We start from the raw sequence: 12,306 nt of genomic DNA, 5'->3' as shown, positions 1-12,306 counted from the left end.
GACACAACAGCCGGAAGATTTCCTGTGATTACTATATCGACGACCGGATGCTGCTTCCGGAAAACGCAAAGGCATAGAACCCGTAATGGGGCTATGCCTTTGTGCTTATTCTGGCATTCATTTTTAGTTAGTGCGGGTTATTTACCTAATACAGTTTTTCTCATAATAAAAATCTGTTAGTTAAACTTTTTCAAATTTTGCTACTTCATCCGATAAATCTTCCGAAAGGTTCTTATTTTCGTCCGCCTGCACTGTAATTGCTGAAATTGCTGTTACAAGTTGTGATATCTCTTGTGCTACGTTTGTAACACCTTTTGCAGATTCTTCAATCGCTATAGAAATGTTATTGATACCTTCATTCATATCATTCATTGTACCTAAGCTATCTTTTGACTTAACTGCAAACTCGTTAAATGTATTACTTGCCTGATCAGAATCAGCATCATAATTTCCAATAATTTTTACAAATTTGTCATAATCAAGTGCTACCTTTTCATCTACAAAACGAATCATTTCCGTTGCATTTCCAGACAGATTGTTTACTGCCTCAATAACTTTTCCACTGATTTCCTGAATATTGTTTGCTGTCTCACGTGAACTATCTGCAAGCTGTCTGATTTCATCTGCAACAACGGCAAAGCCCCTGCCTGCTTCCCCTGCTCTTGCTGCTTCAATCGATGCATTAAGTGCTAGAAGATTTGTCTGTGCTGCGATATTTAAGATATTTTCTGTAAGTTTTGCAATTTCATTTACAGACTTAGATGCTTCTACTGCCTCCGCGACATCCTTTTGAATGCCATCAAATGTTTCTACTGTTTTTTCTTTTGATGCAATCGCTTCTTTATAGCTATTTTCTGCAGTAAGCTTCACTTCATGCAACTTCATTGCAGAGTTCTTAGCATCCTCATTCATGCCTGCCATTTTCTCCAGCAGATTATTACATCCTTGGGCTAAATCAGATAGAGAAGCAGATACCTCTTCCATGGATGCTGCAAGTTCTTCCGATGTTGCACTCACATTGGATGCACTCATATTTGAAGATTCCGCCTCATTTTGTACAAGATAGGAAGATTTTTTCATATCTTTTGATACACTCTGAATCTTTACCATAAGATTTTGTAATGTTTCAATAAAATGGTTGACACCATTTGCAAGCTGACCAATTTCATCACTGGTTTCATCAAATACTCTTAACGTAAGATTACCCTGTCCTGATTCTATACCTAAAATGATATCATCCAAATCATTCTTTGCTCTTTTTGCTGGACGAACAATGGACTTATTAATAACAATCGAAAGAAGTACGATTACAATAATATTAGCTACCACAAGTGCAAGATCAAAAATGATGCTTCCATTTATTCTGTAGTTGCTATGTCTGATGGCTTCTGCCACTTCTCCTTTTGCTGTTTCAAAAACCGCGGTATCATTATTTTTCACTGCTTCTTCATATTGTTCAAACTGTTCTATAAGCACATTATTCTTTTCTCGAATAGCTTGTAATGCCATTAAATTAAAGACTGTAATCAAAACTGCAAAAAAGCCTACAGACACTAACATTGTTACTAACTTTTTTCCCAAGTTCTTTCTCTTTTTCATGTTTATTTTTCTTCTTTCTGCGAAAAGCACCAATGCGTTATGTTTTGGAATTTTTTACCATCATTCTACCCCACCCCACAAAATTTTGTCAATACTTTATTCTCTTGATAGAAAATTTTGAAAATTATTTTCATCCTTAATTTTCATATCTGCTATTATACGTTCTTCCCTCTGCCTCTCTTCACAATAATCCCACCACTTAATTTCAGCTTGTAGGTGACGCTGGTATGACGCAGACTATGAAACACTACATCTGGTAACCCTAGTTCATTTCCTGCATTTTTGTCCTTAGATAGCTGTCTCCTATAGGAAGACCAAATGTTGTCGCCATTACCAGATTATAATCCTGATATTCATTTCCAAGCACTTCCTTTATCTCATCCTGATCTGCTTTCAGATCAATCAGACATTGTGCTACTGATTTTGGAATAAACACCTTCCTGACACTGCTGTCTGTCTTCGGTGTTTTCAGCACTCTGACCGTCCTGTTATTTTTCTTCTGGCTTGGAAATATCATGATAATTTCTTTTGAATTGAGTGCTTCTATTGCATCCTTTGATACTCTCTCTACCAAATTTATTTTACCATCCGAAAAATCTGCACAAAAAAACTCAGGTGCACAAACACACCTGGGTTTTCTGTCCTTGCATAGAATCCATTTTCATATTCCTATTATGGCTTCTATTTTTCGTTCATCTCTTCCATCGAAATTACATCATCAAGAATATAACAAAAAGTCGGCGAGGATGACTGTTCATTTTCTTTATACGGAGAATTCAGATCGATCCTGTCATTCGGATCAAACACACTCACACCGGTAAATGGTCCGGAAAAGACCTCCAATTCTCCCTTGCCTAATTTTGCAATGGTGTCCTCAACCATTTCCTTTGTTCCGCTTGGCGCAACGGTCTCATTGAGATCCAGAATCCGTACCCAGCCCTTATCAAGACCGGCCATAGCATCCTGTCCATACGTCCGTCCATCGATGCAATCTTCGATTTTCTTATCATGGAGCAGGGCTCCGATCGACTGCTCAAAATAATACGAGTAATCAACACAACAACTGATCAGCGATTTGGTTGGAGCAATGTCCGTCATACTCTGATTGTATCCTACATGATAGACCGGGATCTCCAGTTTTGCATTCTCGCAAGCGGTAGCTGGACCAATGGTATCCGAATGTTGTGAGATAACCACACAGTTTTCATCGATCAGTTCGTTTGCAGCCTGTTTTTCAAGTGAATAGCTTGACCATGTATTGGTATACTTAACGATCATGGTGGCTTCCGGAACCATCGATTGTACCCCAAGATAAAAAGCGGTATAACCGGATATTACTTCCGGCAGCGGAAAAGCCGCCACATAGCCGACTTTTGCCTGTTGGGGAGTGATGATATTTTTTTCGATCATCTGTTTGATTTTCATTCCTGCAACTCTGCCGCATACATATCTGCCCTGATAGATTTCCCCAAAACAATTATGATAATTCGGCAGAACCGGATCCGAATTTGCGTTATCTCCTGTAGGGACACAGAACTGAATATCCGGATACTGTTCAGCGATGGCTTTCACATCCGCACCATACCCATAACTGGCTGCGATAATATAGTCGCAGCCTTCATCAACCAGCTCCTGAAGGTGCGATTCCACCTGTCCCTCTGCCACATTATAAATGGTCACACATGCAATCCGGTCACCATACACGTCTTTCACATGATCTCTGGCTTTAATAAAATTATTGGTATAAGGTGTAATTTCATCCCCTACAAATATGAATCCAACCTTCAGATGCTTTTCATCCTCTCTGGTTATTTTATGGATTCCAAAGGAAAACAACGACATCACCAGACAGGTTATTATGCACAATGTATATACTCTTTTCATTCTTTCTGCTCTCCTTTTGCTTTTGCATATAACCGTTCTGCATCAATAACGCCTTCCTCAATCAACGAAAGCATGATTTCTACAAGGTGCGGGTCAAATTGTGTTCCGCTGCAGCGTTTTAATTCTCCAATCACAAAATCAAGATCCAGTTGTTTTCGATATACACGGTTTGCGGTCATCGCATCAAACGCATCTGCTATACCGATAATACGTGCCTCTATCGGAATTTCTTCTCCTTTCAGTCCATGACAATAACCGGTTCCATCATATCTCTCATGGTGATACAAGGCTCCAACTCCCACATTGTCAATCAAAGTAAAATCCTTTAAAATTTCTCCTCCCCGGATTACATGTGTCTTCATAATTTCATATTCTTCATCGGTCAGCCTTGCCGGCTTATTTAAAATCGCATCCGGTATTCCTATCTTACCAATGTCGTGCAACAAAGCCATCTTGCGGAGATTTTCGCATTGTTCTTCCGAGTATCCGAGGCGTTTTGCAATAGCAACCGAATATTCCGATACACGATAAGAATGCTGGCTCGTATTGGAATCCTTTGCATCCACGGTGCGTGCAATCGAAAGAATCGTTTCATTGCTCATCTGGATCTGTTTCTTTGCATATTCCAGTTCCAGCTTCTGCTTCAGCAAGGTTCTCTGCATCTTCGATCTTGTGATAAACCAGGTAATCCACATGAGAACCAGTCCCGCAATCAAACAGACATAAAGTTTAAACCACCAGTTCTGATACATCTCAATGTCTTTTTCGATCACGTATCTACCGGCCTCTATAACATTTCCGTTCACATCATCCAAAATCGCTATTTCAAATACATATTGCCCTTGTTTCAGATTCGTGTATGTGATGGAATTCAATTCGCTTAACCGACATACCCGTTCCGACTTATCGCAGCCTTCCAGCTTAACCCTTACATACGGATCATCCATGGAATAATTCAACACTTCCGGTGAAAATGTAATCTGATGCGCATCTGCGGACAATTGAAACGGATCCACACGATTGATCTCCATGCTCTTGCCGTCAACCTTTACCGAATTCAAAATCATTCGATAGGACTTTGTTGTCATATCGTACTTCGTCATATTTACTTTTACTACGCCCGTATCGCAGCATAGATACAAATCATCATTTTCTCTTCCGATCCATGAATTTGCGACTAAAGAAGCCCGAAATCCCCGTTTGGAATTGATTAGCGGATATTCCGTCCTCACATTTTTTACCAGATCTTTCGCACTTGCAACATAAATTCCCGCACTGCTCAAAATCCAGCAGGTTCCGTCGCTGTTACATATCAGATCATAATTATTGCTGTATGGAAATTGATCAAGAATCGTCACTTTGCCGTCTGCCGACAGATAACAAAGCCCATTACTTGTGACAATAAAAACGCCAGCCTGAATCGGATCATAAACCATACGAAGAACCACATCCGATGATAAGCCATTCTTTTTCGTAATACTTGAAACATGGTTATCCTTATCAATTCGTGTAATTCCGCCTCCATCCGATCCAACGTAGCAGGCATCTTGATACTCCAAAAGACAAAGCGATTTCTCATTCGCCAGCCCACGTTTGGCATCGAGAATACTCACAACGGAATCCTTCGACAAAACGGCAACTCCATAATCTCCGGCAGCCATTATTTTACCATCACTGCATTCGATAATCGTCCGGAACCGCATGCCCGGCATTCCGTTTTCTTCTGTAAAACTCTTTATATGATATCCACCATGGTTTTTTGCGGTAACTTTATATACACCCTTCTCCGTCGTAGCAATCCACAATGCATTTGTACTGTCCACTTTCAAGCAACGGACACGCACCCCCTGAAGCAGTTCCGTAATGGTATTACTTACTTCTTTTTTGTCGTCGATTACAATCAACCCGCTATCCGTACCGCAAAACAACAATCCATCCCACTTCGCCGTCGTATTGACGACGACATTCTTCCCAATCTTAGGAAATAATTCTTCAAATGGAGATTGGCACATCTCCAATAATCCCAGTCTGGAGGAACTGAACCACAGATTGCCCTGGTAATCCATCAGCATATTGTCAATGGAACTATTAAAATTATTGGTATTGATACTCTGACATCTGCCCCCTTTGTCAATCAAAGCCACGCCTGTATCCGAGCAGACAAACAATTCTCCGTTTTCCGTCTGGTAAAAACAATTGATTGTTTCGCATCCGTCCATCACAATCCTGGATTCCAGGACCGGCTTCCCAGATTTCATTGTATAAACATATACCTTATTATCCGTTGTTCCCAGATACAACTGCCCATCCTGCGAAAAAAACGCTGACTTGTAGCATGCATCCGGTTCAATGCCTTCCGGTGCGGGTATCTGTTTTCCATTGTTGATCCAGAATACATCTCCTCGCTCTGTTACCCCGGCCACATTTCCGTTATCATCCGCAGTCATCGAAACTACATTTTTAATTTGATCCAATGATCCGGTCACCTTGACTCCGCCGCTGAGGGATACAACGGACAGCCCCTCGACGGTACCGATATAATAATTTCCTAAAGAATCACATACAATCTGTTTCACAGAATTGGAAAGCAGACCATTTTGATCATCTACTACATTAATAGGCTCCTCATTGATAAAAATAGTAACGCCGCTATCATTCGTTCCTGCCCACAATCTGCCTTCTTCATCAACATACAGGCAATTTATCGTTTTGACCGAAGAAATGTCCTGAAGATACACAAACTTTGCTCCATCATATTTGAACAGTCCCGCATATGTAGCGATCCACAGCTTTCCATCCTTTGTCTGTGCAATATCATTGGCTTCGCCGGATATAAGACCTTCCTCTTTCGAATAGATCTTCTGCACATAAGAATCATAGTCTATTGTTGCTTCCTGCGCATTCACCGTATCGATGCTGCCAAAGCATCCCGAAACCGCCAGAATCAATAACATGAGTTTTGCTGCAGCCTGAAGATTCTTTTTAGAACCTCTTCGCATACAGCGCACACCTTTCAGCAGCAAATAGACAATTTCCACACTCACAAGCTTGTCCAAAAATTCAACGCAAAACTGTCCGATCACATACGAAACATAACGAGGGACGTCTTTATCCATGCACATCATCATAACCTGATTTCCCCACACGTTTCCGGACATTCCATTATACAAAAGCGTATTGATCAAAACCGCAACAATGGTCGAAAAAACGGCAAGTCCCATTCCCAGAGTCATGGTTGTAAACTCCCTGTCAAACACGTTCTTTTTGGAAAAATAACCGACAGCAATGCCAAGCAAAGCTCCAACAATACAATAGACCGTTTGTCGGTCAACAAAGATTCCATAAATGATATTATTCGAAAAGCCGACCACGGCACCACAAACCGGTCCTCCCAGATATGCAATCAGAAATGTCCCGATGGAATCGCACCATAGCGGCAATACGAATTGATCCGCCAATACACGTCCAACAAGGTCCAAAAGTAATGCTGCGATTGTGAGCAAAACAATCCAATATCCCTTCTTATTTTTCATCTGTATCCTCTCTCCTCTTCCGCAAACAGACTGATTACGGCTCTCCGTTTCTTACATAAGCAACAATCATCCCTTTGATCCGCTTCAATTCAGAAACATAATTTTCATCCTCATCTGCGCCCCAGATAAACCCGTTTGCGTAATATGTACAGGCTGCCATCATGACGTGAACCGTCTCACGCATAAACTCCTCAAACGGAATATCCGTTCTGAATGTATGGTCTTCTTTGGCTTTCTCGTACATTTTAAGAAATCTTGTATCTGCCGAATATAAAGATGACTTAAAATTATTGAGCATTGCACTGTCTGTACCTGCGCGGCTGACAAAATGGTTAAAATTATCATTAAACTGCAAAAGTGCTTTATGGTTAACGCACATATCAATGTAACTGTCCATTGTAAATATAAAGCGATCGATGGCAGGAATCTCATTGATGGATGCAATCGGTCGTTTTTCGTCCAATTCATCCAGATATTCCTTCCATTTTGCTGCGTTAACCGCTATCACCAGTTCCAGTTTGCTCGGATAATGGCGGAACAGTGTAGCCCTTCCGACGCCTGCAGCCTGTGCAATTTCACTCATTTTGGCAGATTCAATCTTATCTCTCACAAATATGTGAAATGCGGCATCTATGATTTTCTTTTTGTCTACTTGTTTCATAACTCCCCCTTATTGATACTTGCAGTCTTAATGTTAGCATAAAAAGGCTAAAGATTCAATCATTCATTCGCAATCTGCTTTCCTGCCACATCCATATGATAATTCTCCCTCATGATAAGTTCGGAGATCGGCACGATCGTATACCCCTTCTCTTCCAATTGCGTCAACATGGTGTCTAACGCTTCTGCCGTATACTTTGCACCATTGTGACAGAGAATGATCGCTCCCGGACCAAGTGCCTTATGATTACAAACCGTATCAATAATAGAATCCACGCCATAGTCTTTCCAATCAAGCGAATCAACCGACCATTGGATCGGATAATAGTTCATTTGATACGCCGTCTTAATGACTGCATTATCATATGCTCCATACGGTGGGCGGAACAAAAATATTTCATAACCGGTTAGTTCCTTCACAAGATCATGCACACTGTTTAATTCAGCTTCCTGTTCCGAATGGGAAATCGTTGTCATATCATAATGGTGTTCGCTATGATTTCCCAGATCATGCCCACGTTTTACAAGTTCTTTCACACAATCCGGATGATCCGTCACCCAGCCTCCGGTCATAAAAAAAGTGACTTTGACATTGTGTTTCTCCAATATATCCATAATTTTCGAAAAATCTTCCGCGCCCCAGGCAGCGTCAAAACTAAGTGCTACTTTATTCTCCGTTGTATCCACACAATAGATTGGAAGTTCCCTGTCCCCAACAGTTGCATTGGTCAACAGCCTGATCCAGCAATTCCTTCTTTTCTTCCATAGGCAACTTCCTTTCTCTGAACGCAAAAAAGCCCGTCCAGAATAGATTGTATTTATCTAATCTGAACGGACTCTTCCGACAGGCCTGATATCACAGACAAGAATATAGTGTTTTGTTTCACTGCTTTTCCTAATTTTACACCCTAAAACTCATCCTACACTGTAGTTAATCCCTCTGGGTGACGGCTAGGAAAGTGTGAATTGGTGACAAGCATCCATCCCCGCTGACAAAATCAGTATTTTCAGCCTTGTTTCGCTGACAAATTTGTCACTGAAATTACAATTCTGCATGAAAAAAGCGGCAATGAAACTATCTTCATTACCGCTAAAAATGAGCGTCTCCTATAGGAATCGAACCTACAATAGAGTCTTAGGAGCTCGAGATACCACTGTAAATACATACAATGATTAGTCAACCTAAGTCAAGGAAATCCTTGGTTTTTCTAACTATTCTGTTACTCCCTGTCAAAATAAGAAAACCTGTTTTCATCTCTGTAAAGCTCCTTTCGGTGCTCGTCCGGTGCTCGGAGCACCCGGAGGATATAACCATTCCGTTCCATCGAGTTCACTCAGTTGGCCACCATTACGATTCAGCTTGTAACAATGATCACTTGGTTTTCTTATTAGATGAACTATATTATAACGTGCTGTAGGTCGGATGTCGATGATTTTTTGACCATATTTATTGTTTTATATGTTACTTCTCTATTAGTTCTGCAAACTTGAATTTATAAAATCACAGCCCAAAACAGGGCACATCTTTTAACTGCAATACATTATTCGTGAATTTCCAAGGGTAGATTGTCAGGATCATGAAAGAATGTCATTTTTTTGCCTGTGTAAGTATCGAGTCTAATCGGCTCAGTTATGATGCCCCTTTTATTCAATTCTCTTACAGTATCATCGACCGAGTCTACAGCAAAGGCAAGATGCCGGAGACCATAAGCCTCTGGATAACTTGGACGCTTCGGACAATTTTTAATGATAAAAAGTTCTAATTCTATCTCATCGAGTTGAAGATCAATTTTATAATCATCACGTTCTGGTCTGTAATTTTCTCGAATAATAGAAAAACCTAACAGATCCACATAAAAGTGCTTTGATTTCTCATAGTTGCTCCCAATAATGGCAATATGATGAACTTTTTTTAAATTCATGGTATATTTACCTCTCTCCTACTTTGTTTGAATACGTGAAATAATGTATCACAATGATACTATTTTGTAATATATTTTTTCAAAAGCTTATAAGTATTCTCCACGCCATCCATATGTGAACGCTCATAATTATGCGATGCATAAACTCCTGCACCGATAAGCCCATGACGGATATCATATCCGCTGTGCAGTGTTGCCTCAACATCAGAGCCGTAGTGTGGATAAACATCAATTGCATAGTCAAGCCCCTCGCTCTTTGCCAGATTTGAAAGCTCTGTAACAAGCTCGTAGTTGTAAGGTCCGCCTGAGTCCTTCGCACAGATTGAAACCATATGCTCCGTACAGCCGAGGTCGGCTCCAACGCAGCCCATATCTACTGAAATCATCTCCTCCGTATCAGCCGGTACAAAGCTTCCGCCATGGCCTACCTCCTCATAAACCGTAAAGAGCAGTGTGACCTTGCGGTTTAGCTTCCACCCCTCCTCCTTTACGGCATGAGCCACACCGAGCAGAATAGCCGCTGACAGCTTATCATCAAGGAAACGGCTCTTGATATATCCGCTCTCCGTGATGACCGTACGTGGATCCATGGCGATAATATCCCCTGTCTAGATGCCAAGTGCCGCTACGCCCTGCTTGTCATTTACATTTTCATCGAGCAGGATTTCCATATTCTCTTCCTTTGTCTCAACCTTTTCATCTGCCACATGTGCCGATGGCTCTGTATTTAGCACCACGCCTGTGTACATTCTGCCATCACGCGTAAAAACCATGCAGTTTTCTCCATCTGCTGTGCTCCACTGATGACCACCGATAGTTGTCGGGCGCAAACGTCCGTTATCCTTTATTGAGCGAACCATGGCTCCAAGTGTGTCCACATGCGCTGCCAATACCAAATGTGCTCCAACTCCACCAATTTCCACGCTGACATTTCCTTTATTTGAAAGCTGTGGCGCATATCCCATAGCCTCAAGCTGCTTCATCAGATAGCCTGTGGCATTTTTTGTGAAGCCTGTAGGGCTTGCTATTGATGTGAGTGCTTTGAGCTGTGTTCCGATATATTCTTTAATCTCTTCTGTTGACATAATTGTTATCTCCCATTTTGTTGTCTTTATTAATTCAATTGCATTATAACATCTCCAATTTATAGACTTCTCGTATATATATTTTACCACATACTTTTTCCAAAAGCACTGACTTCTCAACCATTAATTTTCATTATTTACTCCGCATTACACGTACTCTCTTCTATGTTATAAAATCAAGCATCTTCTGCATATACACCATCTCCATAATATAGAAAAGAGGAGTCCCCGCAGGTTCTCCCCCGGTCGCAGGCCTCACAGGTTTCTGCAACGCGATCACTGTATTTGCAGTTTATTCCGCAATGGGAATGGGTTTTCGGTCTCCATCCCGACCACTGGAACAGATTTAAGGTCTCTGTTCCGACCTTATATACATCTTTTATATTTTAATTATGCAAGATAACTTTAGAATCTGCAACAAGTTGTTGCTAAATTAACTGCTTATTTATGAACTCAATTCCGTTACCAGTGAAGAATATCTTTTTGTCCGGTTCTTTATATCCTCCTCACTGACACCATAATAACAATATAAATCTCTGGCTATTTTCTTAAACCTTTTTATGACCGACTTATTTCCAGAGTAAGATATTCCAAATATATTCCAGGTATAATCTACCTCTATTTCCATTAAATCCTCACCAATTTTTATTTCATATAAATGAAAATCCATGGGAATTACATTATCAGGCATTTGGTCAATCAATTTATTTCTAATTTCCATTTCATTCAAAAAATTTTTAACAGATTCTTCATTATGAAAATCTGGTTTTGGAATATCCTTCCTTTGACCCAAAAGTTCTGGTTTATGCTGCATAATCAAACTAGCTTTTAGATTTTTCTGTCGTTCTATCCAATTTGTTGCGGCAGGATTGATTTCCACTAAATCATAATGATCCTTTGCGTATTGCACCACTTCCGCAAGGGTATGCGGGTTGGCCGCTATTCTCTTTTCTATCCTTTTTCGTCTGGATTGATAGATAGCATTTCGGATTCTAATCTTTAGAGATTGCTTTTGAGCTTCTCCAAATATAAAAACACTTGTGGGACCATCTTCACCATTTATTATGGAAACTTGATTGATACTTTTATTTTTCATAAGTGCCCTCTACTCACAAATCCCGATTATATCGGTGATTCACAATCTTTTAGCCAAAATCGCAATTCCATAACAGTCACAGCAATTTTATACTTTACTTCGATTTCAATCTTTTCTGGTGGATTGGCTAAAAGCCTGTCAATATCATTTTCCTCAACACCAGCCATTTTTGCTATGCGCCGTAACCGTAAGCACATGACCTCCATTAACACGAATACTTTGTCCTTCTGCAATATTAACAGAATTATTCTGTCTGCTAATTGAAGCACCCTTCGCCAATTTTATTGGTGTTTTTAACGCTTGTGCCAGATCCTCTACCGGATTTAGTAAGTGCTGCAACATCGCCCCATTATATGCTTCCTTATCTTTAATAACTGTATTTTTATAATTAGATGTAAGTGCTCTTGTATTGGGATTAATATAACTTGATATTGATTGCATCATCTCAACCTCCAATTATTTTCATTCCTCTGTCATTCGGAATCTATTCACTCTCCATAACGGTCCAAGTGATCTATTACTTTTAT

The 12,306-nt window shown here is 40.4% G+C and carries 10 protein-coding genes and 1 pseudogene; all 11 read right to left on the bottom strand.

The window, feature by feature from the left end; genetic code table 11:
- Positions 1-180: 180 nt before the first annotated feature.
- The 11 genes and pseudogenes from DXD06_RS16015 to DXD06_RS15970 all read right to left on the bottom strand — a co-directional run bounded on the left by DXD06_RS16015 (position 181) and on the right by DXD06_RS15970 (position 12,223).
- Entirely contained in the window at positions 181-1,599 is a 1,419-nt protein-coding gene (locus DXD06_RS16015; RefSeq protein ID WP_055067518.1) for a methyl-accepting chemotaxis protein, read from the bottom strand.
- A gap of 262 nt (positions 1,600-1,861) precedes the next feature.
- Positions 1,862-2,173 (bottom strand): hypothetical protein, encoded by a 312-nt coding sequence (locus DXD06_RS16010; protein ID WP_117833095.1) that lies wholly within the window; start codon positions 2,171-2,173, stop codon positions 1,862-1,864.
- A 107-nt stretch (positions 2,174-2,280) separates the two neighbouring features.
- Entirely contained in the window at positions 2,281-3,483 is a 1,203-nt protein-coding gene (locus DXD06_RS16005) for a BMP family ABC transporter substrate-binding protein (protein WP_117833094.1), read from the bottom strand.
- Positions 3,480-7,016, bottom strand: a complete 3,537-nt coding sequence (locus DXD06_RS16000) for an HD domain-containing phosphohydrolase (protein ID WP_117833093.1) — start codon at positions 7,014-7,016, stop codon at positions 3,480-3,482. Before DXD06_RS16000 ends, DXD06_RS16005 begins: the two co-directional genes overlap by 4 nt.
- 34 nt (positions 7,017-7,050) lie before the next feature.
- Complete coding sequence (locus DXD06_RS15995; protein ID WP_117833092.1) at positions 7,051-7,677, bottom strand: TetR/AcrR family transcriptional regulator; 627 nt, start codon at positions 7,675-7,677, stop codon at positions 7,051-7,053.
- A gap of 59 nt (positions 7,678-7,736) precedes the next feature.
- A complete protein-coding gene (locus DXD06_RS15990; protein WP_442969672.1) occupies positions 7,737-8,468 on the bottom strand; it encodes a polysaccharide deacetylase family protein in 732 nt (243 codons plus the stop codon).
- 749 nt (positions 8,469-9,217) lie between these two features.
- Positions 9,218-9,598: an SMU1112c/YaeR family gloxylase I-like metalloprotein gene (gloA2, locus tag DXD06_RS15985; RefSeq protein ID WP_109257702.1), complete on the bottom strand. Its 381-nt coding sequence runs from the start codon at positions 9,596-9,598 to the stop codon at positions 9,218-9,220.
- 59 nt (positions 9,599-9,657) lie between these two features.
- Positions 9,658-10,683, bottom strand: a pseudogene (locus DXD06_RS15980) (M42 family metallopeptidase).
- A gap of 445 nt (positions 10,684-11,128) precedes the next feature.
- Positions 11,129-11,779 (bottom strand): hypothetical protein, encoded by a 651-nt coding sequence (locus DXD06_RS15975; RefSeq protein WP_012744349.1) that lies wholly within the window; start codon positions 11,777-11,779, stop codon positions 11,129-11,131.
- 26 nt (positions 11,780-11,805) lie between these two features.
- Complete coding sequence (locus DXD06_RS18040) at positions 11,806-11,946, bottom strand: HTH domain-containing protein (RefSeq protein WP_012744350.1); 141 nt, start codon at positions 11,944-11,946, stop codon at positions 11,806-11,808.
- On the bottom strand, positions 11,933-12,223 hold the full coding sequence (locus DXD06_RS15970) for a hypothetical protein (RefSeq protein WP_012744351.1): 291 nt from the start codon (positions 12,221-12,223) through the stop codon (positions 11,933-11,935). Before DXD06_RS15970 ends, DXD06_RS18040 begins: the two co-directional genes overlap by 14 nt.
- Positions 12,224-12,306 lie beyond the last annotated feature (83 nt).

The sequence above is a fragment of the Roseburia sp. TF10-5 genome, from assembly GCF_003462365.1.
Classification (GTDB): Bacteria; Bacillota; Clostridia; order Lachnospirales; family Lachnospiraceae; genus Roseburia; species Roseburia faecis.
Note: the sequence above shows the minus strand (reverse complement) of the source record. Positions and strands in the feature narration are given on the sequence as shown.

Coding starts and splice junctions, on each gene's coding strand:
- DXD06_RS16015 (WP_055067518.1), bottom strand. CDS start 1,599: ATGAAAAAGAGAAAGAACTTGGGAAAAAAGTTAGTAACAATGTTAGTG.
- DXD06_RS16005 (WP_117833094.1), bottom strand. CDS start 3,483: ATGAAAAGAGTATATACATTGTGCATAATAACCTGTCTGGTGATGTCG.
- DXD06_RS16000 (WP_117833093.1), bottom strand. CDS start 7,016: ATGAAAAATAAGAAGGGATATTGGATTGTTTTGCTCACAATCGCAGCA.
- DXD06_RS15995 (WP_117833092.1), bottom strand. CDS start 7,677: ATGAAACAAGTAGACAAAAAGAAAATCATAGATGCCGCATTTCACATA.
- gloA2 (WP_109257702.1), bottom strand. CDS start 9,598: ATGAATTTAAAAAAAGTTCATCATATTGCCATTATTGGGAGCAACTAT.
- DXD06_RS15975 (WP_012744349.1), bottom strand. CDS start 11,779: ATGAAAAATAAAAGTATCAATCAAGTTTCCATAATAAATGGTGAAGAT.
- DXD06_RS18040 (WP_012744350.1), bottom strand. CDS start 11,946: ATGGCTGGTGTTGAGGAAAATGATATTGACAGGCTTTTAGCCAATCCA.
- DXD06_RS15970 (WP_012744351.1), bottom strand. CDS start 12,223: ATGATGCAATCAATATCAAGTTATATTAATCCCAATACAAGAGCACTT.